A 21,481-nucleotide genomic window follows, 5' to 3' on the forward strand; every position below is an offset into this window, starting at 1 on the left:
ATGACAGGACTACTGAACCATTGGGAATAACCCTTCCGCACATACGTTTTTTCACACATACAATAGTGATTCCTTCTTCAGAAAATTTATCTTAATGATGAAAATCCACCTGATTAATAATGTGTATTTGGGGTGTTAAATAAGTTATTTTATTTGTTGGCTTTAATTCTGTTTGCTTAATTTATAGAGTAATATAAATCTTAAAATAGGATATACTATGGAAAGGTTATTGTTACTATTGTTTATGGGAGTTCTTTTTTTCTCCTGCTCTGATTCTTCTATAAATAAAGAGAGTAAAAATACTACTCAAAATATGGAACAAAGAAGTTTAACTTCCATGTATACGGATTTGATTAATTCATTTGAAGATGTTTCTGCCCGTGGGTTAGATGGTGTTTCTATTTTGTATCCTGATTATTTTGGAGGAGCTTATGTAAAAGATGATAAGGTGGTCATTTTTTTAACTAAAGAGTCCGATAAGGATTTCGTTAAAAAGGATTTATCTAAAAGAATTGATTTGAATTATGTTTCATTTGTGGAATGTGATTATTCTTATGCTGAATTAATGGATTTGGATAAATGGTTATTTGATTTCTTTACGAAAAATAAGAATAAGTCGTTTTTGAATACTTTGCATGTTGATGGGTGGAATATAAATAAGAATAAAAATAAAATTATTATTAAATTAAATGATTGTAGTAGTTTTTACATTAATGGATTTAAGAATAAAGTAATAGATACTCCAATGATAGATTTTGAAAAATCTAGAGGAAGATTGAAGTAACATTATACTCCGGGAAGTGTTTCCGTTGATAATCATAGGGGAACTTCTGCAAGTTTAGGCTATAGGGTAAAGTCAAAACATTGACAATGCTATCATTTAGTTCTGCCATTCTGAGCTTTGCGAAGAATCTGCAAACATAAAGTAGATGTAAACACTTCCTTCACTACGCTCAGGATGACAAAATGACAAAACTACCGAGCTATTGGGAATAACCCTTCTGCGCATATGTTTTTTGTGCAGGAAGGATAAGTTACGTATGGCATCAGAACTTAAAAAGTCCACTTCTTCCGCACCATTCATTTCCACCACCACGGTATGGGGCGGATGGTATAAGTATGGCTGCTGCCATCGGCATACTCTTCCAGTTTCCCGTCACCTCATTTGATGAGCCCGGTCAAGTCGCCGGGAGGTGTGCATTTGTGATATACCTTCCTCGCTTTTTTATTAGCCTTAAGACTTGTTTTCACTCTTCCATTTTTCGGCATATTCATTCAGGATTCTGCGAATGCTCAGCCCTATTTTGATGTAATCTTTCTCATTAAGATTGGCTAAAGAAACTCGTATGCTCCATTCAGGTCCGTCGAATCCCCCTCCGTTCAGCACTACCAATCCGGTTTCTGTTGCCAGACGAAAGACCACATTTAGTGGATTATATGTTGATTTCAGGTAATGGACGAAATCATCGCCATAGAATTTCTTTGCCCATACCAGCATATCTATTTCCGAATAATATCCGGCACGAAGCGGGTCATCGGGTAAAATAAATCCGGTATTATCCCATAATGCTTTCAGTCTGCTATGAATCAGGTTAAGCATGGCATGACGATATTTATCCTCTTTATCAAGCAATGAGAAAGCAGCAAACAATGACATTTGCATTTGTTGTGGAAGTGACAGTCCGGCGGTGTGGTTTAGAGCAACCTGACGGCTGTCGGCCACCATGCGGTCAATGAATTTCATCTTTTCTACATCTGTAGTCAAAGAACCGTATCGTTTGGCAAGTTCACTTTTGCGTTTACGGGGTAAAGCGGCAATCAGCTTGTCGAATACATTATTTTCGTGGATGGCATTGACGGCTATGCGCCATCCCGTAGCTCCGAAATACTTCGAGAATGAATATACGCAGATGGTATTGAACGGTAAATCTGCCAACAGACTTCTAAATCCGGGAACAAAAGTTCCATAGACATCATCTGTTATTATCATCAGGTTTGGATTCCAACGATTTACTACGTCTTTGATGGCATCTACACATTCCTTGTTCAGCTCGTAGCTGGGCGGATTGCTCGGGTTAATTACAAACAGGGCTTTGTACTTCGGGTCACGCAACTTGTTGATATCCTCTACTTTGTATTGCCAGGTGTGCAAGCCGTTTTCGTCTATCGTGTCAGCGCTGATGTTCAGTACGTCATAATCGTAACGAGTCAGTTCGGGTATTTCGATGTATGGAGTAAAGGCAGGAACCATCAAAGCGATGCTGTCTCCGCGGTGCAATAGGAAGTTTTCTTCTAACGAATCGAATACATAGCACATGCCTGCCGTACCGCCTTCGGTGGCAAAAAGGTCAAAGTTGCCTTGAGGGGGACGTCCGTCACACATTTCCCGATTCAGATAGTCGCGTACAAGTATTTCCGTATACTTCAGGATACGGTCAGGCATCGGATATTGGTTGCCTGCCATACTTTCGGCCCACTCATGTACTAAGGAATCAGGATCGACTGCATGTTCCATCAACATATAATTATAAGTACGCTTCAACAGACCGATTCCCGGTTCGCCTTCATGGGTTTTCAGCCACAGCTCAAACCGTTGGGCAATACCTTCTTTCTGAGGAATACCGGCTATTCCTTCAGGCATATCCATGACACGTCGAGATTCTGCAATGGCAAAAGATCCCAAAATGAAGAAGGCTTCACGAGCTTCGGTGGCAATCCAGTTGGGGTTTCCTCTGCCGGCATTCAGCATGACGTGTGCCATCTTCTTCACACTTTCATCTGCCATTTCTATCAAACGGTTCTTGAGCTCAAACGGACTGATTTTTTCCAAGTTCTTGTCCATTTTCGCTACGCTGCTCTTATCGCTTAAATATTCCATAATGTTATAAGGTTTAGATGATTACATTAATAAAACAATGACTACTCCCCAAATAATGAGAAGGGTGTTCCCCACGGCGTAGGTCACGGTATAGCCGAGCGATGGGGTCTCACTGTCTACTGCTTCCTGAATAGCTCCCAGTGCAGCAGTGGTAGTTCGCGCTCCGGCTGTGCATCCCAATGCCAGTGCAGGATGGAAGTGAAATACATATCGGGCCAATATCAGTCCTAGCAATAAAGGCAATGAAGTGGCAAGGATGCCGATAATAAAAAGCATCGGTCCTACTTCTTTCAGTCCTTGGATGAAACTGGGACCTGCAGAGATTCCTACGACGGCTATAAACATATTCAATCCTACATTATTCAATACCCATAGAGAGGATTCCGGAATTTGTCCGAATGTGGGGTGTTTACTGCGCAACCATCCGAATACCAGACCTGCAATCAGTGCTCCTCCACTTGTGCTGAGACTGATGGGAACTCCGCCTATGTGAATGGCCAAGGCGCCGATAACTCCTCCTATTAAGATGCCGATGCCGACAAATACCATATCGGTAGCATTGGTAGGCCGGTCGATATATCCTAATTGCTTAGCAGCTGTTTCTACTTCTTTCTTCAGTCCTACCAATTCTAATGTATCACCTGAATCGACCACGGTTTGGGCAAACACGGGAATATCAATACCCGCACGTTTGATACGTCTTACACTCACTCCATGCATGAAAGGTTGCTTACGAATGAATTCAAGTTTTCGGTTGGCATACGGTTTCTTATGTATCATGACCGGCAATACCTCTACAGGGAAATCAAGCAACTGGGGATCTATCACTTCTTCGCCAATCCAATCTTCTTCTCCTATGGCAAATTCACGACGTCCACTTAATACTACTTCGTCACCTTTTTGTAATAATTGTCCCGGAAGAATTTCGTTAATAATGGTATGATTATGCCTCATTCTTTCAACAAACAGCCTTTTCCCTTGCGAAATAAAGTAAGATTCGAGTTGCTCTACCGTTTTACCGTTTCCAAACCAATCGTTTTCTATGGTATAAGCACGGAATACGACCGGTCGGCGAGCATGTTCGAAGCCGGGTTCATCAGCCTCACTCGTTCCCATTTTTGCTTCCAGTTCTTTACAGGCAGCTTTTACTTTTTCCAGTCCGCCCAACATTTTCGGACCCAAAGAAGAGAGTACCCATGCTGACCCTGCAGTTCCGTAGATATAGGTAACAGCATAGGCTACGGGAATAATATTTATCATATTGTTTTTCTGCTCTGTGCTGATGTTTAAGCCATTGATGGTGTCGTCTGCTACTCCGATAACAGCAGAAATGGTTTGTGCACCTGCCAGTAATCCGGCTGCTTCGCCTGCATTATATCCCATTATAAGTGCTAAAATCCAGGTTATAACCAAACAGCCAACGCACATTAAGACGGCAAATCCCACTTGTGGCAAGCCGTCTTTTTTTAATCCACGAAAGAATTGCGGTCCCACTTTGTAACCGATGGCAAATAAAAATAGTAGAAAGAAAACCGATTTGACCGGCTCTTCAATGGTGATGTTGAGTTGACCTACCAGTACTCCGACCAAAAGTACGCTGGTGACGATTCCCAGACTGAATTGTCCTACTTTGATTTTACCAATCCAGAATCCTGCGGCAATAGTGAGAAAAATAGCCAGTTCTGAATGTTGTCTTAATAGATGTATTACCCATTCCATATATTCTTATTTCTTTTATAATTGCAATCTACAACAGAAGGGATAAAAAAAAGTTGAGTTAAAATCATCCAAATTGTGCATAGTTCTAATATTTTTTGTTTTATTTGCACAGATAGGATGATTGAAGTATGAAAATTGAAGCGATTGTAAAATATATTGTAGTGAGCTTCTTACTGTTTGCAAACTTGAGTTGTAAAGAAAATAAAGACGAAACACTTATAGCAAAAGTAACTGACCTGACAGAAGAAGAAGAGGTTATATCGGATATAGAGTATGATGGTGACGGCAGAATAATACGTTATGGTGATACTCCGATAGTGTATGCGGGCGATAAGGTAACCATAGGAAAAATGGATTGCCTTCATTCGGGAAATAAGCTTTGCTCGGTAACTTTTAAAATGGCTAAAGGCAAGGCGATAGAAAGTCGTACACGTTGTTTGTTGAAAAGAGGTTCGGAAACATGGGATGTTTTTAAGACTTCGACTTATGAATACGGAGCTGATACATTGTGTATCAAGTCGGACTATTTTGGAGTGGAAGGAAATGATTTCTTAAAACGCGTCTGTACGAAATATATATTTGGTGATGATGGAAAACTGATGGAATCCATTACCTCACATCATGAATTAAATGACAGTACTTATGTGTGTCATAGTTATTATAATTATGATAATCATATTAATTATCGGGCAAATTTGAATATACAGGCTTATGTAATGGATAGTGATGGCTTGGATGGCTTTTTCTATTTTTTACTAAACTTGGGAGATTTCAGGGTAGATACAGTTTTGCCCAATGATATCGGACGTTGTGTAAATCATGGTGCTGAGACTTATAACGTGCATGCTAACTATAGATTGGATGATGAATCTCCGATAAAGATAGAAGTCCTGTATAATTATACAAAACTTCTGTCTCGTATCGAATTGTCTTATAAGTCATTAAAGTAGTTCATCCAATAGGATATAGATATCTTCTTCCGAAAATCCTTTTTCAATAAGGTATTTTTTGTCTTCCAAATAGAAGGTAAGGAACATGTTACGGTCTTCGCACATACTCTGTGCTTTTTGATAATAGTTGATAGCCGTTTCGATATTTCCTAATGTATAGTATAAATGTCCTGCATTCATCCAGTCTTGCATTTTGGGCTTGGTAGCCTGAAGCAGTAGATCATAATATTTACGTGCTTCTTCATATTTGCCGATAACAAATGAACACCAGCCGATAGCACGGCGTGCATTATTGGGATTTTTTTCCAGGTATTCCACTTTAAAGAAGTACCCCAAAGCCTCTTCGTATTTTTTCAAGGCTACTAGACATTGACCAATCTGTAAGGACAGGTTTAAATTGTCGGGCTGAACAATTTCTACTTTTTTGAAGTATTGCAATGCCTGTTCAGGCATGCCCAGCTTATGGTAACACAAGGCCAGATGACGGTTAGTCCATAAGGCATCCGGGGCAATGATATCAGCTTGTTTATAATAACTCAACGCTTTATCGTAATTTCCCAATTTCTGGAGGGAATAACCGGCTTTCTGCCATAACTCGGAGTTGGTTTTATTCTCTTCAAGCAGGATGCTGTATAGCTGGAATGCTTCCTCCATATAATCTTTTTGGAAGAAATAATCTGCCAACTTTTTCAGTTCTTCAGGTTGGGTTATTGCTTTTTTAAGGCTGTTATATTTCCACAGTTCAAAGCGGCTTTCGAAGATGTCTTTTTCTTCGGAACGGCGAGACCATAATTTGAAGAAGCGATATAAATCATGAATATACTGGCGACTGATATTCTCTTTTTTCAAGGTGGACTTCGTCATCTTTGTTATCTGTTCCAGCTGTTCTTGCGATACAGAGCTTTGCTCGTTCATCTGATGTATCATCAGTTCTCTTTGTGATTCAGGCATTTGTATCAAGCTGAAACAGAAAGAATATTTATCTGAATTGCAGAAGGAATCGCTATTGAGTATAATGTCCAATAAGGACATTCTCTTTTCTTCATTATCTCCAAATATGGTAACAATATCGGGAAATTGGCGGTCGAAAGGATAGAACCAATGTGACATTTGGCGGAAAAAAGGGAACTGCTTTAGTTGAGAGAATGTGCTCATATAAACATCAGCTCCCTCCATTTGCAATTCGCCCATTTCACGTAATTTGTCAGTAATGCCCGATTTGTCAATCCAGTTTTCCCATTCCGGGTTAAGATCATCGGAGTCTTCTGTTTCATCGAACCCGATTTTGTTGGAGTTCCCAATGCGCGGATTTCTCATCATTTCGGGAATGATTTCTTCCCGCATCTTCCTGTCTATTTTCTGTGTCTCGCGTGAAAGCTGCAATTGAATCTGTATGGTATGCAGGTTCTTAATAAAATCAGCATCTTCATTGAGTAGTGAGAGCTTTGCACGTGCTTCGGGATACATCATGATACGATGTTCATGGAAAAGTGCAGTTATCACTATACCTACGATAGCACGTTGGTTCACCATAGGATCAGGGTGATTATACGCTTCGAGGAGCAGCATATATTTTCGTATATCAAAAATTCTGGATTGGCTCATCGTGACGGCACTGATGAAGACGCAAAGATCATTGACCGGTACCAGAAGTGAATTGAGCAGTGTCTGGGCTTCCTGTACTTCGGCTTCCGTCCAATATAAAGAAACCCAGGTTCTTTCGAATAACTCGTTGAGTGCTTTTTCATGACGTTCGCGTATTCCTGCCAATTCTGATTTACAGCGATTGGCATCACTGTAAATCAGAGGAGCTGTCGCTGCATCTTCCGTATAGGCTTCCAATTGCATTTGCAGTTCGGAAAGAGTATGCGGTTTAGCGTGCTCATAAGTGCGTATCAAATCATAATATAAAGCAAAAGAAGATGTACTGTTTTTCATGATATGTGTCCGTTCTGCCATTTCGTAAGCCGATCGGAATATTTTATTATACATATCCTTTTGTTTGGGATCTTTTATGCCCTTTGCGTTGTATTGCAACATCAGATCGTATGTCGTTTGCAGTGTTTCTACGTCAGTACGCAGCTGCCAGCTGGAACATTGGCTGGCCATGGCATGGATTTGTACCAATGCTTCTTTCAAACGATGATTTTCGAGTAAATTGAAAACGTATTCTATTTCATTATGCATATTAGCCATAAATTATATTTCTATTTATGTGTAAAACAACCGGAAGCCCTTTTAAGTTCTCATTTCAGCCAAGTGGCACGTTTCCATATGTATTCCATCGGTCCGTGTGAATGATGGCTCATCCACCAGCGGCAGAATGTAAACTGCAAGATGAAGAATGCGATACCCGCCAGGCAACTGACAGTGATGCCATATTGGTTGTGAAGAGCAAATCCCCAGTTATAGTATAACATAGAACCTACTATGCTTTGAGTAATATAGTTGGTAAGACTCATCTTTCCGTATGGAGTGATTTTCATTAAAAGATAATGCATATTTGTATTATAGAATGCAAAGATAACTCCCGAAACCAATACCAACATGAATGAGAAGTTAGAAAGCGAGGTGATGATAAGTGATAAAGGGGTCAATATTGATTTATTGACAATGAATGCCGGCAACATATTGCCTAATCCGTATAAAGGAAAGAATGCGATAAGTGCACCGGCAAGTATTTTATTCCATACCTTCAAGTTCTCTTTTTGGAATAGTCCGCGTCGTCCGATTAACATACCCAACAAAAACAAAGCTGCCGTTTGGAATACACGTCCGTGATCCCATGCCCAGGCAAGACTGGCTATTTGTCCTTCCCATAAATTCACCCGGACTGTTTCCAAAAACGAACCATGACTTTGTACGGCAAAGGTGGCATTCCAAAAGCTGCGGGTGGGAATGGCCGGAGTAATGAAAGACGGGTCCAGGCAGGCACGTATTACATAGTAAAGTGGCAAAGGCTGTATCAATAGCACGCAAGCGAGAAGGAATACCCATTTGTCTTTCAGACGGCAGGTGAGGGGTAGGATAAAACCTACCAGTGAATAAAGTACCAGCACTTCCGCGGTGAAGAAGCTGGCATTGATATTGCCTATTAAGAATAACAGGATGAGCCGCCAGCAGAAACGTAATCGGAAATCGTTGCCGCGCATGCGCTGATTATCGTTCTGAATAAAAAAACTAAAGCCGAAGAGAAGGGCAAATACGGCATATGCCTTTCCGCCGAACATGAAGAATAATCCATTCCAGATTGCTTTGTCCGTAAAGTTGAGCCAGTCACTCTGCGTGGTTGTATCTGGAAATGAATAGAAATTAAAATGCTCAATGGAGTGCAGAATGATGATTCCCATTACTGCCAATCCGCGTAGCACATCGGCTACATCTACACGTGCGTGTCCTTTAATTGTGCTTATTACTTTTGTTTCCATGATTTAAACATTGAGTCACAAAAGTAAGTAAAATCTTAAATAGTTGGCTATAATTAGAGGAAGTAATAAGAAAATTCTCTAATTTTGTTCCCATCTTAAACGAAGATATGGACATTTCGGAATTACAACGTATATATGCCGGACACCCGAATACTGCGGGATTGGCTGCGTTATTGGAAGATTCCTCGGTGAGGACTATTTTCCTGGGAGGCTTACATGCTTCAGCGACACCTTTATTTATTTCCTCCTTTATCAGAGAAAATAAACAGACGTTTGTTTTTATATTGGGAGATCAGGAAGAGGCAGGTTATTTTTATCATGACTTGACGCAAGTAAATGGAGAAGAGAATATTTTATTCTTTCCTTCTTCATATCGTCGTGCCATCAAATACGGGCAAAAGGATGCGGCAAATGAGATTCTTCGCACGGAAGTATTGAGCCGTTTGCAGAAAGGTGATACTTTGTGTGTTGTAACCTATCCCGATGCTCTTGCCGAAAAGGTTGTTTCACAAGAAGAACTGACTGATAAAACATTGAAGCTGAGTGTAGGTGAACATGTGGATACTGAGTTTATTGCAGAAGTGCTTACCGGCTATGGGTTTGAGCATGTGGATTATGTGTATGAGCCGGGGCAATATGCAGTAAGAGGAAGCATTATCGATGTTTTTTCTTTTGCTTCTGAATATCCTTATCGCATCGATTTCTTTGGTGACGAGGTGGATAGTATCCGCACTTTTGAAGTGGAGAATCAGCTCTCGAAGGAAAAGAAGCAAAGCATAGCCATTGTGCCGGAACTGACAAAGGCGACGGACAGGAACGGTGTTTCTTTTTTTGAGTTTATACCAAAGGATACCGTATTGGCAATGAAGGATTTCCTGTGGGTACGCGAAAGAATACAATCCGTCAGAGATGAGGCGCTCTCTCCACAGGCTTTGGCTGCTTATGAAGGGGAGAAGACAGAATTGATGAGTTTGGAGACAAAGTTGATTGATGGTTCAGAGTTTGCAGTTCGTGCGTTAGAGTTCAAAAGAATAGAATTTGGGAATAAGCCTACGGGTACTCCGCAGGCCACTTTGCCCTTTGATACAAGTACGCAACCGATTTTTCACAAGAACTTTGATTTGGTAAGCAGTACGTTTACCGATTATCTGGAACAGGGCTATACATTATATATATGTACGGACAGTGAAAAACAGGCTAAGCGGTTGAAAGATATTTTTGAGGAGCGGGGAGATAAAATAGCATTCACTCCGGTCAATAAGACATTGCACGAAGGATTTAGCGATAATACTCTTCGGAGCTGTTTTTTTACCGACCATCAGATATTCGACCGCTTTCATAAATATAACCTTCGGAGTGACAAGGCCCGTAGCGGCAAAGTGGCACTGACATTAAAAGAGTTGAGCCAATTTGAACCGGGAGATTATGTTGTGCACATTGACCATGGAGTAGGGAAGTTTGCCGGGCTGGTGCGTATCCCCAACGGCGATACCACGCAAGAGGTTATCAAGTTGGTTTATCAAAATGAGGATGTCGTCTTTGTGTCTATTCATTCCTTGCACAAGATTTCCAAGTATAAAGGGAAGGAAGGAGAAACTCCGCGCCTCAATAAACTGGGTACCGGTGCTTGGGAGAAAATGAAGGAACGCACCAAGACCAAGATTAAAGATATTGCCCGTGATTTGATTAAGTTATACTCTCAGCGAAAGCAGGAGAAGGGCTTCAGCTATACTCCCGACAGCTTTTTGCAGCATGAGCTGGAGGCCAGCTTTATTTATGAGGATACTCCCGACCAGCTGAAGACAACTCAGGATGTAAAGGCTGATATGGAAAGCGAACGTCCGATGGACCGTCTGGTGTGCGGGGATGTTGGTTTTGGAAAAACGGAAATAGCAGTGCGTGCTGCTTTTAAGGCTGTGACGGACAACAAACAAGTGGCGGTACTTGTACCGACTACCGTATTGGCTTATCAGCACTTTCAGACTTTCCGTGAACGATTGAAGGATTTTCCGTGTAAAGTGGATTATCTGAGTCGGGCTCGTAGTGCCAAAGACAGTTCCCGCATCGTGAAAGAATTGGGAGAAGGCAAGATTAATATTCTGATTGGTACGCATAAAATTATTGGCAAAAGCATTAAGTTCAAGGATTTGGGGCTACTGATTATAGATGAGGAGCAGAAGTTCGGAGTCAGCGTAAAAGAGAAACTTCGCCAGATAAAAGTCAATGTTGATACTCTGACCATGACGGCTACCCCTATTCCGCGTACTTTGCAGTTTTCACTGATGGGTGCGCGCGACCTTTCTGTGATACAGACTCCTCCCCCCAATCGCTACCCCATCCAGACCGAGGTGCATACATTCAATGAAGAAATTATCACTGAGGCTATCAACTTCGAGATGAGTCGTAACGGTCAGGTATTTTTTGTAAACAATAGGATACAGAACCTGGTGGAGCTGGAAGCAATGATTAAACGAAACATCCCGGACTGCCGTGTTTGCATCGGTCATGGACAGATGGAGCCGGAAAAACTTGAGAAGATTATTTTCGACTTTGTGAACTATGATTATGATGTGCTGCTGGCGACTACCATTATCGAAAGTGGAATTGATATCCCCAATGCCAATACCATTATCATCAATCAGGCGCAGAATTTCGGGTTGAGCGATTTGCATCAGATGCGTGGACGTGTGGGACGTAGCAATAAGAAAGCATTTTGCTATTTATTGGCTCCTCCACTCACTTCGTTGACTCCCGAAGCCAAACGTCGTCTGCAGGCCATAGAGAACTTTAGTGATTTGGGTAGTGGAATCCACATTGCCATGCAGGATCTTGATATCCGTGGAGCAGGTAATATGTTGGGTGCCGAACAAAGTGGTTTCATTGCCGATTTGGGATACGAAACTTATCAGAAGATTTTGGCTGAGGCTGTGAAAGAGCTGAAAGAGGATGAATTTGCAGACCTTTATGCTGAAGAGCTGCAAGCGGCAGGTGAGGAAAAAATAAGTGGTGAAAACTTTGTGGATGAGTGTCAGGTGGAAAGTGATTTGGAATTATTGTTTCCCAATGAATACATTCCCAGCAGCAGCGAACGTATGTTACTTTATCGTGAGTTGGATGGCTTGGAGCTGGATAAAGATGTGTTGGCATTCAAATCCCGTTTGGAAGACCGTTTCGGGAAAGTTCCGCGCGAAGGTCAGGAACTGCTTCGCATTGTTCCCTTGCGCCGGATGGCAAAACGCTTGGGTGCAGAGAAGGTTTTCCTGAAAGCCGGACGAATGACACTGTTCTTTGTGAGTAATCCTGACAGTCCTTACTATCAGAGTGCAGCCTTTGGAAAAGTGATTGATTACATGGGAAAGAATCCCCGTTATTGCAATCTTCGTGAGCAGAATGGTAAACGCAGTATGGTGATAAAGAATGTGGAAACAGTAGAAACAGCGGTCGGCATCTTGCAGGAAATAGTAAGCCTGTAACATCGTTTTTCACCGGTATCTTTGGCTTTTCCGAATATTCTCTTTATCTTGCCGATTATTAACGTTGTAAATCATACCTTTAATATGCGGCAGCTCTTTATACTGTTCAGCTTGTGCTTTAGTCTTTCGCTTACTGCGCAAGAGAAAATAACCTTGTTGTTTGTGGGAGACCTGATGCAGCATCAGGCACAAATAGAGGCTGCCCGTGTAGGGACATCCTATGATTATTCGTCTTGTTTCAAGCATGTAAAAGATGAGATAAGTGCGGCAGACTTGGCTGTTGCCAATCTGGAAGTGACATTGGGTGGCAAGCCCTATAGCGGTTATCCGGCGTTTAGTGCTCCCGATGAATATTTGTATGCTGTTAAAGAGGCCGGTTTTGATGTGTTGCTTACAGCGAATAATCATTGTCTTGACCGAAGGAAAAAAGGATTGGAACGCACCATTCTGATGCTGGACTCCTTGCATATTCCACATGCGGGCACTTATGTAAATAAGGGCAAACGGGATGAGGGCTATCCCTTGTTGATAGAAAAGAATCATTTTCGTATTGTTCTGCTCAATTATACTTATGGAACAAACGGCATTGAAGTCACTCCGCCCAATGTGGTGAACTACATTGACCGGGAACAAATTAAGAAAGATATTCTTAAGGCGCGCCGCATGATGCCCGATGTCATTATAGCGTGTATGCATTGGGGGATAGAATATCGTTCGTTGCCTGAGCGTTCGGAACGGGACTTGGCAGATTGGATGATAACTCAGGGGGTAGATCATGTGATAGGTTCTCATCCCCATGTACTTCAACCCATGGAGGTCATACAAGATAAGCATACTCCTGCCAAACATGTCGTTGTGTATTCATTGGGTAATTTTATATCAAACATGTCGAAAGAAGATACGGATGGGGGAGCTATGGTGAAATTGGAATTGCAGCGTATTTTTAGAATAACTCGTTTGATTAACTGTGAATATTCTCTAGTTTGGACTTCACGTCCCAATTTAAGTGGAAAAAAAGGATTTGAGCTTTATCCGGCTTCTTTCCTTGATAAACCGATTAAAAATGAGGAGGTTAGTGCGATGAAACGTTTTCTTATGAGAGCTAGAATATTGTTTGATACATACAATAGAGGAATAAAAGAATATTTTTTTGAATAATTTTTCGGCAAAAAGTTTGCAGATATAAAAAAAAGCCTTACCTTTGCATCGCTTTTGAAAGGAAAGCCAATACGGTGGCTGTAGTTCAGTTGGTTAGAGCGTCAGATTGTGGTTCTGAATGTCGTGGGTTCGAGTCCCATCTGCCACCCCGATAGAAGAGGAAGTTCGATAAGAATTTCCTCTTTTTTATTGTAGTAGGGGCTCAGTTTGAAAAGGGCTCTGGGGGGCGGTTCAGTTTGAAAACTTGGGGCAATCCGAAAAGTTGTTTCGGCTTCAAAAGAAAGTTGATAAAAGTTGCTTTCACGCATTGCATGTATTGAATCCTTTTGTTTATCAATGTTTCGGTGTGAAAGGAGACCGATAATGTTCATTTCACACAAAATCTACCCCGTCAGGGAGCATGTTTTACATGTACGTTCGCATGTACCTCCAAAAAGACAAGGACATTTTTTTTAAAGACCAAGAGCTTTCCCAAAAAGACCATAGTCTTTGTAAAAAACTTCAAGACCTTTTTGAAAAAGTTGGAAGAGTTTTCAGAAAACTTCAAAGTCTTTTCGAAAGGTACACTACAGCCTTTTATAATAGCACTCAATTTCCATATATCTTTCATCAACCGTGGATTGGCTTTATTTTAGATTTTAATTTATCGTTGAATCGAAAAAATACATTAATTTTGTTCGTTAAACGCATAATAGCAATAAAACAATGAGCAATATTTTGAAGTTGACCTTAATCTGTAGTTTGATATTCCATGTCTTGATGGGGAAAGCTGCCGGAGTCGGAGAATTAAAACAAATAAAAGAGAACTACAGGCAGATGTTAATACCGTCATCCATAGAGCAGGATTCATTGCTTTCGGATTTGATAAAGATAAAACCGGAAAAGGAGATGTCTGATCAGGCAGTAGTGGAGTTGCACCAACTTTATCCTTTTGATTTGAAAAAAATAGATGGTTATCTGTCATTGATGTCGGCAGACGGTTCGTGGACTGACATTAATTATGCAGATACTAAGCGTTCAGGCTGGGAACCTAAACTCCATGCGGAACGAATATTGGAACTGTCGAAACTGTATTATTCAAAAACTACAGAGCATTATCATTCGGAAAAGGTAAAAGAGGCAATTCATTTAGCTTTGAAATATTGGTTTGATACCAAGCCTCGTTGTCTGAACTGGTGGTATAATCAGATTGGTATTCCTAAAACACTGGGAGCTGCTTTTATTTTATTGGAAGAACAGTTGACAGACCAGGAGCACCGGGCTGCTGTAGCGGTAATGGAGAATGCTAAGTTCGGGATGACGGGACAAAATAAGGTATGGTTGGCCGGAAATGTCTTGATTCGGGCTCTTTTGCAAAATGATGCAGATTTAGTGAAGGCTGCGCGAGATGCTATTGCCTCGGAAATTGTATTGGGTAGAAAGGAAGGGATTAAAGATGATTGGAGCTTTCATCAGCATGGTCCGCAGCAACAATTCGGAAATTACGGATTGTCTTTTGTCACGGGAATGAGTTTCTTCTTTCAGCTGTTCAAAGATACCGATTACGAGTTCACCGGACAGCAGAGGGAAATATTGGTTTCGTTGATTGACAAAGGTTATAGATGGGTGATATGGAACAGATATATGGATGTCAGCTCGTTGGGACGGCAATTCTTTCATAATGCTCAGATACATAAGGCATATAGTTTGGCATTTGCTGCTGAAGATATGGGATTGGCAGGTTTTCCTGCGCATGGTAATACGTTGATAGGTCATAAACATTTTGATGATTCCGATTACACGGTTCATCGTAGCAAAGATTGGATGTCTTCAGTTAAAATGGCTTCTCGCAGGGTGATTGGTACGGAGTTGGTAAATGAGGATAATCTGAAAGGATATTACTTGGGAGACGGAGCGACTTATTATTATGTTCGGGGAGATGAATATCTGGAAGTATTTCCTTTTTGGGACTGGCGGAAGATACCGGGTGTCACTTCGTATGAGGATATTGCACCGATGCCTAATGTCAATGTGACAAGGTCCGGGAATAACAGTGATTTAGTGGGTGGCTTGAGTAATGGAAAAATTGGAATGACAGCCATGGAGTTGAATCGTGACGGACTGGAAGCGCATAAAGTATGGTTATTTGCCGATAAATTTGTTTTCTGTTTGGGGGCCGATATTCATTCAGATACAACTTTGTGTGTAACAACTTCCATAGATCAGCGTTCAAAGAGTGGAGAACTTTATGTTTGGAATAAGAAGAAATGGAGTGCAATTACAGGAGCAGAAGCGTTCCGGCAAAAAGATTTGCGCTTTTTTCATGATGCTGTCGGTTATATTGTTTTGGACGGGGATACATGTGTGGCACAATCGGAAGAACGCGAGGGACGTTGGAGCGATTTTATGGGAATGTATACGCCTGCTACTCTTCATGGAGAAGTGGCGGCATTGCATTTGCGTCATGGTGTGAAACCGTCGGGTGCTTCCTATCAATATATTGTTCTTCCTGCCGCTACAAAGAAGGAGGTGGAAGAGTTTGATCCAAAGATGATTAGAGTTATTAAAAATGATAAGGTTGCTCAAGTTGTTTCTTCTCCTTCATGTGGAGAAGGATATTGGATGGCTGTTTATCAATCAGAAAATTTTGATATCGAAGGATTGTTTTTTAAAGCGGTTCTTCCGGGTATTTATTATGTAGAGAAGGGATTGGGAGGTCTGGAAATAAAATTATCATCTCCCTTTAGAATTTCGAAATAAATAAATTGCAATGCAGTTATATAGCCGAAAGGAAAGTATTGAACGGATGAATGACTTGGCCGGCAAGGGTAGGCCGTTTCTTTTTATCATAGACTATAAACAAGAACATTCCTATGTGGAGGAAATCAGTGAGATTGATTCAAGTTTTTGTCAGTATAGTTTTAATGGGATAACCAATGTAGAAAAGAGGTGCGAAGAATATGACGGAATATTAATATGGGAGACTGCTCCACCGGCTTTGGAAGAGTATCGCATTGCTTTTGATGTGGTGAAGAATAATATATTGGCAGGTAATAGTTATCTTACTAATCTGACTTGTCAAGTTCCGGTTAAGACTAACTTGACGCTTGAAGCTGTTTTTCGGTATTCCGAGGCAAAGTACAAGTTATGGCTGAAAGATACGTTGGTTTGTTTCTCACCCGAAATCTTTGTCCGCATCGAAGAAGGAAAGATAAAGTCGTTTCCCATGAAGGGTACAATTGATGCTTCACTGCCTGATGCATGTCGGCTTTTGATGGATGACAGGAAGGAAGCGGCCGAGCATGCCACTATTGTAGATTTAATTCGGAATGATTTGAGTATGGTATCGGAACAGGTGACCGTTACCCGTTACCGTTATTGTGATTGTCTTGAAACTAATAAGGGACCGATACTTCAGACAAGTTCTGAAATTTGCGGGGTGTTGCCTGAAGATTATTTGTCACATATCGGAGATATTCTTTTCAGGCTCTTGCCTGCCGGCTCCATAACCGGAGCTCCAAAGCCGAAAACAATGGAAATTATTGCTGAGGCCGAAAACTATGAACGGGGCTTTTATACCGGGGTAATGGGATATTTCGATGGACGGAATTTGGATAGTGCCGTGATGATACGTTTCATAGAACAGGAGAACGGACATCTTTATTTTAAAGCGGGTGGGGGCATTACCGGCAAAAGTGTTTTGGAGAGTGAATACAATGAAATGAAACAGAAAATATATGTACCAATTTATTGAAACCATACGGATAGAGAAAGGAAATGCCTGCAATCTGTTTTATCATAATCGGCGGTTAAATGAGGTCCGTAGGTATTTCCGGCCGGAATGCGCACCCTTGCAGTTGGAAGATTATCTGCACTTGTCTGCTGATATGAATGGTGTGAAATGCAGGGTGGTATATACGGAAGAAGGCATAACGGAGGTATCTTATTCTCTTTATGAGATGCGACCTGTCCGGTCTTTGCGTATGGTGTGTTCGGATACTATAGACTATTCTTTCAAGAGCACAGACAGAAGAAAGTTGAATAGTTTGTTTCAGATTCGTCAGGATAAGGATGATATATTAATAGTGAAGAATGGGTTATTGACAGATACTTCAATTGCTAATATTGCTTTATATGACGGGAATGACTGGTATACTCCCTTGCATCCTTTGCTGAAGGGAACCAAGCGGGCGGAATTGCTGGATAAAGGCGTATTGAAAGAAAAAGAAATAAAAAAGGAAGAACTGTCATCTTTTTCGGCGGTAAGATTGTTTAATGCAATGATAGGTTGGGGAGCCATAGAGTTTCCGGTTGCCAATGTGTCTGACTAGATTGTTAATCGCAGGCATTTTTTTGAGAGTTTCTTTTGTTTCCTTAAATAATTTGCTATATTTGCAAAAAAAATATAAATATAGGTAAGGTATGAGATTGCGGACAGTTGCAAAATTAGGTGTAGTGCTTTCTGTTGTATTGTTCTGTATAGCAGTTGGTTTTTATGGATTTACACGATTGAGCATGACCGATAGAGGTCGGGAGTTCAATCTCTTCTCCTTGGTACCTTCAAACAGTATTGGTGTTTTGGAAAGCGATAATATCAATTATTTTTTAAATGATTTTTCACAACTTAATTATAGCAATGAACTGGGAGATTTTCAGTTTCCCGGTTTATTCAATTTTATTCTTGGGGGATTGAATGAGTATGCCACTCAGAAAGCACATGGCCTGAGCAGTCGGATGAGCCGTTTATTGGTAAGTTTTCATGCTCCGGGGTCTCCGCGTGATCAGGTTGTATATTTCCGCATGGGTGCAGGAGACGAAAAGTTACTTGCCGATATGTTGCAAGAGCGTGCTCCGGGTGAGTTTCAGCCGAAGAAAGAAAAATATAGAGGAAAGAATATTTATATTTATCCTTTGAATAATAATGAATTTTTGGCTGTTTATAGTGGGTCAGGTTTCTTTGTCGCGAGTTATCAGAAGCGGTTAATAGAAGAAGTTATAGATGCCAAGGAGGACGAAACGGCATTGAGTGATGATGAGGTATTCTCGAAGGTATTTGAGAAAAAGAAGTCTCATAATTTCCTCACATTATATGGTCGTACGACTTCAATGCCTTTCCTGCAGAATAATAATCGTTGCTGGAGTGAGTTTGATTTTCATATGAATAGTGATGTGGTATATCTTACGGGGGATACTTTTATGCCTGATACTTGCAGCTGTACTTCCGAATTTGTGGCAAAAATGCAGTCAGTGCCCGATGTCAAGGAAGACAGCATTGTTATTTCGGGCAATAAAGATTCGATGAACGGGTATATGGATGAAGCAATAGAAGAAAACGACGGTAGTGGTCGGACACTGTTTGACGAGTGTGTGGCGAATCTTTCTCGTGACGCTTCTTTCATGTTAGTGGCCGATATGCATAAGGTTTCTGAAAATCCTGAGCGTTTTCGCCCTTATCTGCCGCCGTTTATTTTAGAGAATGCTACTTTATTTCATTCATTTATTCTGTCTACCCAACTGTCAATTTCTGAGGACCGTCTTTCTCATATTATGGTGCTGACGTACAAGGACTAACGTAGCTTATGCTGATGAAAGTGTGGAGCTACTTTTGTCCGGAAGTAGAATAAAGAAATAACTGTTAATACTGCTCCGAATAAATAAGCTATTTTGAAAGTGGCTATTTGTGCGATATATCCGCCTGCCAGCATACCCACTCCTATACCTACATCCCATGAAGTAAGGTAAGTGCTGGTAGCTGTACCTCGTTGGCTGTTGGGAGCCAGATTGACAAACAATGTATTGAATGCCGGAAACATGGTTCCAAAACCGATACCCAGTAATAAAGCTATGAAAAAGAAGAAATAGGTAGTCCACTGTAGGCTGAAGTCGATTAACCACCCACAGGCACTCAGCCCGAAAAAGCAGAAACAAACCAAATAAAGTCCGGCTTCGATAACTTGTGTTATCTTGCCACGGTCAACCAATCGTCCGCTGAATAGTCGGCTGGTAGCCATTCCAAAAGCCATAAATGTGAAAAAGAAACCTGTTTCAGCCGTAATTCCTATTTGTTGCGAATACATGGCAATATAGTTGGAGGTCATTCCGTAAGGTACGGACAGTAGTAACAGGCAGATTCCGGCAGGAATGCCTTTCAATAAAATAAATCGGTCGAGCGATATCGGTTCTCTTTTCACGGGCTCTTTGACGGGGGTTTTCACCAATGATGCCATGACCAGTCCCAAAGCGCAACTGACCAGTGCACACCAAAATATCACTTCAAAAGAGTATGCATTATGTAGAAATAGTCCTACCATCGGGCCGATGCTCATTGCCGTGTTGTTCATCATTCCATAATATCCCAGTCCCTCTCCACGCCGTGAACTGGGCATGATGTCGATGACTACCGTGTTTCCTGCTACTGTGACCGTTCCGAAGGCTAAGCCGTGGAAGATGCGGATAAGTGTGAATAAAGTGAGGGTGCCCGCCAACAGATATCCGCCGAAGGCAGCCGTAAAAAGAAAATAAGCTAATAAATAAAGCGGTTTTCTGGCAAAAGTATCCAGCAGATAGCCCGAAAACGGACGGATACATAAGGCAGCTATTGTGTAACATGAAAGGATAATACCAATGGTTCCTTTTTCGCTGTTAAATATCTCGGCTAAATAGAACGGCAGTACCGGCATTAGTAAATAGAAACCAAAGTAGAGCAGAAAGTTGGCTGCGAGAATTTCTATATAGTTTTTTGTTACTAGCTTATCTTTCATATATTGTCATATAAAGAAACGATTAACAGACAAAAGAATGTTCCGTCTATTAATCGTTTTATGAAATTCAAAACAAAGACTGATTAATTGGCAGCTTCGAACTCTTTTAAGAAACGTGTATCATTTTCAGAGAACAAACGCAGGTCGTTTACGCGATATTTCAGGTTGGTGATACGTTCGATACCCATACCCAATGCATATCCTGAATAAACTTTGCTGTCAATGCCGTTGGCTTCCAATACATTCGGGTCTACCATACCGCAACCCAAAATTTCTACCCAGCCGGTTCCTTTACAGAACGGACATCCTTTTCCACCGCAGATATTACAGCTGATATCCATTTCCGCACTTGGCTCGGTGAAGGGGAAGTAAGAAGGACGTAAACGGATTTGAGTTTCGGCACCGAACATTTCCTTCGCAAATAAAAGCAATACTTGTTTCAGGTCGGTGAATGACACGTTTTTGTCAATATAGAGAGCTTCTACCTGATGGAAAAACGCATGTGCACGATAGCTGATAGCCTCGTTGCGATATACGCGCCCCGGACAAATAATTCGGATGGGTGGCTGGGTGCTTTCCATTACCCGGCTTTGTACGGATGAAGTATGCGTGCGCAAAATGACATTGCCCTGTACATGCTCAGGGTTGGCTTCAACGAAGAAAGTATCCTGCATATCGCGTGCCGGATGATCTTCGGCAAAGTTCATGGAAGAAAAAACATGCCAGTCATCTTCTATTTCCGGTCCGTCGGCAATACTGAAACCGAGACGGTGGAAAATATCGATAATTTCATTCTTGACAATACTTAACGGATGGCGGGTTCCCAATTCGATAGGGTATGCCGTGCGGGTAAGATCCATTTCAGCGGCACCGTTGTCTTGTGTTTCAAAAGCTTCCTTCAATGTGGATATACGTTCCTGAGCCTTGTTTTTCAGCTCATTCAGTTTCATTCCCACTTCCTTCTTTTGGTCGGCAGGTACATTGCGGAAGTCTGCCATCAACTCATTAATTGCTCCTTTTTTACTGAGATATTTAATACGGAGGGCTTCTAATTCCTCTGCATTAGCAGCGTGTAAGCCTTCAATTTCCTGAAGTAATTGTTCTATTTTAGCTAACATACTTTCTTCTTTATTTT

At 41.2% G+C, this 21,481-nt stretch carries 14 protein-coding genes and 1 tRNA gene; 9 read left to right on the forward strand and 6 right to left on the reverse strand.

Annotated features, from left to right (window positions below; all coding sequences use genetic code 11):
- Nucleotides 1–217: 217 nt before the first annotated feature.
- Nucleotides 218–784: a hypothetical protein gene (locus tag HMPREF1534_RS16910; RefSeq protein WP_005936383.1), complete on the forward strand. Its 567-nt coding sequence runs from the start codon at nt 218–220 to the stop codon at nt 782–784.
- A 450-nt stretch (nt 785–1,234) separates the two neighbouring features.
- Here HMPREF1534_RS16910 and HMPREF1534_RS16905 read toward each other — a convergent pair whose 3' ends face one another.
- Both HMPREF1534_RS16905 and aspT read right to left on the reverse strand, forming a co-directional pair.
- Complete coding sequence (locus HMPREF1534_RS16905; protein ID WP_005936386.1) at nt 1,235–2,878, reverse strand: bifunctional aspartate transaminase/aspartate 4-decarboxylase; 1,644 nt, start codon at nt 2,876–2,878, stop codon at nt 1,235–1,237.
- Between the two features lie 21 nt (nt 2,879–2,899).
- A complete protein-coding gene (aspT, locus tag HMPREF1534_RS16900; RefSeq protein WP_005936389.1) occupies nt 2,900–4,597 on the reverse strand; it encodes an aspartate-alanine antiporter in 1,698 nt (565 codons plus the stop codon).
- A gap of 128 nt (nt 4,598–4,725) precedes the next feature.
- Between aspT and HMPREF1534_RS16895 the strand changes: the two genes are divergently transcribed.
- On the forward strand, nt 4,726–5,547 hold the full coding sequence (locus HMPREF1534_RS16895; RefSeq protein ID WP_005936392.1) for a hypothetical protein: 822 nt from the start codon (nt 4,726–4,728) through the stop codon (nt 5,545–5,547).
- Here the strand turns inward: HMPREF1534_RS16895 and HMPREF1534_RS16890 are convergent.
- Nucleotides 5,539–7,743, reverse strand: coding sequence for a tetratricopeptide repeat protein (locus HMPREF1534_RS16890; RefSeq protein WP_018452325.1), 2,205 nt, complete (start codon nt 7,741–7,743; stop codon nt 5,539–5,541). The two genes, HMPREF1534_RS16895 and HMPREF1534_RS16890, sit on opposite strands and share 9 nt — an antisense overlap.
- A 50-nt stretch (nt 7,744–7,793) precedes the next feature.
- Nucleotides 7,794–8,975: a DUF418 domain-containing protein gene (locus HMPREF1534_RS16885; protein WP_005936397.1), complete on the reverse strand. Its 1,182-nt coding sequence runs from the start codon at nt 8,973–8,975 to the stop codon at nt 7,794–7,796.
- 107 nt (nt 8,976–9,082) lie between these two features.
- On the opposite strand from HMPREF1534_RS16885, the gene mfd reads away from it, so the two are divergent.
- The 7 genes from mfd to HMPREF1534_RS16850 all read left to right on the forward strand — a co-directional run bounded on the left by mfd (nt 9,083) and on the right by HMPREF1534_RS16850 (nt 19,156).
- Nucleotides 9,083–12,448: a transcription-repair coupling factor gene (mfd, locus tag HMPREF1534_RS16880; RefSeq protein WP_005936401.1), complete on the forward strand. Its 3,366-nt coding sequence runs from the start codon at nt 9,083–9,085 to the stop codon at nt 12,446–12,448.
- 84 nt (nt 12,449–12,532) lie between these two features.
- Nucleotides 12,533–13,606 (forward strand): CapA family protein, encoded by a 1,074-nt coding sequence (locus tag HMPREF1534_RS16875; RefSeq protein ID WP_005936404.1) that lies wholly within the window; start codon nt 12,533–12,535, stop codon nt 13,604–13,606.
- 74 nt (nt 13,607–13,680) lie between these two features.
- Nucleotides 13,681–13,754: transfer RNA gene (locus HMPREF1534_RS16870), tRNA-His, on the forward strand.
- 557 nt (nt 13,755–14,311) lie between these two features.
- Nucleotides 14,312–16,345, forward strand: a complete 2,034-nt coding sequence (locus tag HMPREF1534_RS16865) for a polysaccharide lyase 8 family protein (RefSeq protein ID WP_005936408.1) — start codon at nt 14,312–14,314, stop codon at nt 16,343–16,345.
- 10 nt (nt 16,346–16,355) lie between these two features.
- A complete protein-coding gene (locus HMPREF1534_RS16860) occupies nt 16,356–17,339 on the forward strand; it encodes an aminodeoxychorismate synthase component I (protein ID WP_005936411.1) in 984 nt (327 codons plus the stop codon).
- The gene (locus tag HMPREF1534_RS16855) at nt 17,323–17,916 is read left to right on the forward strand and encodes an aminotransferase class IV family protein (protein WP_005936413.1); all 594 of its coding nucleotides are present in this window, start codon (nt 17,323–17,325) and stop codon (nt 17,914–17,916) included. Before HMPREF1534_RS16860 ends, HMPREF1534_RS16855 begins: the two co-directional genes overlap by 17 nt.
- A 91-nt stretch (nt 17,917–18,007) precedes the next feature.
- Nucleotides 18,008–19,156, forward strand: coding sequence for a hypothetical protein (locus HMPREF1534_RS16850; RefSeq protein WP_005936415.1), 1,149 nt, complete (start codon nt 18,008–18,010; stop codon nt 19,154–19,156).
- Here the strand turns inward: HMPREF1534_RS16850 and HMPREF1534_RS16845 are convergent.
- A complete protein-coding gene (locus HMPREF1534_RS16845) occupies nt 19,153–20,346 on the reverse strand; it encodes an MFS transporter (RefSeq protein ID WP_005936417.1) in 1,194 nt (397 codons plus the stop codon). The two genes, HMPREF1534_RS16850 and HMPREF1534_RS16845, sit on opposite strands and share 4 nt — an antisense overlap.
- An 83-nt stretch (nt 20,347–20,429) precedes the next feature.
- Entirely contained in the window at nt 20,430–21,464 is a 1,035-nt protein-coding gene (gene pheS, locus HMPREF1534_RS16840; RefSeq protein WP_005936419.1) for a phenylalanine--tRNA ligase subunit alpha, read from the reverse strand.
- Nucleotides 21,465–21,481 lie beyond the last annotated feature (17 nt).

It is taken from the genome of Phocaeicola massiliensis B84634 = Timone 84634 = DSM 17679 = JCM 13223 (genome assembly GCF_000382445.1).
In the GTDB taxonomy this organism is placed as follows: Bacteria; Bacteroidota; Bacteroidia; order Bacteroidales; family Bacteroidaceae; genus Phocaeicola; species Phocaeicola massiliensis.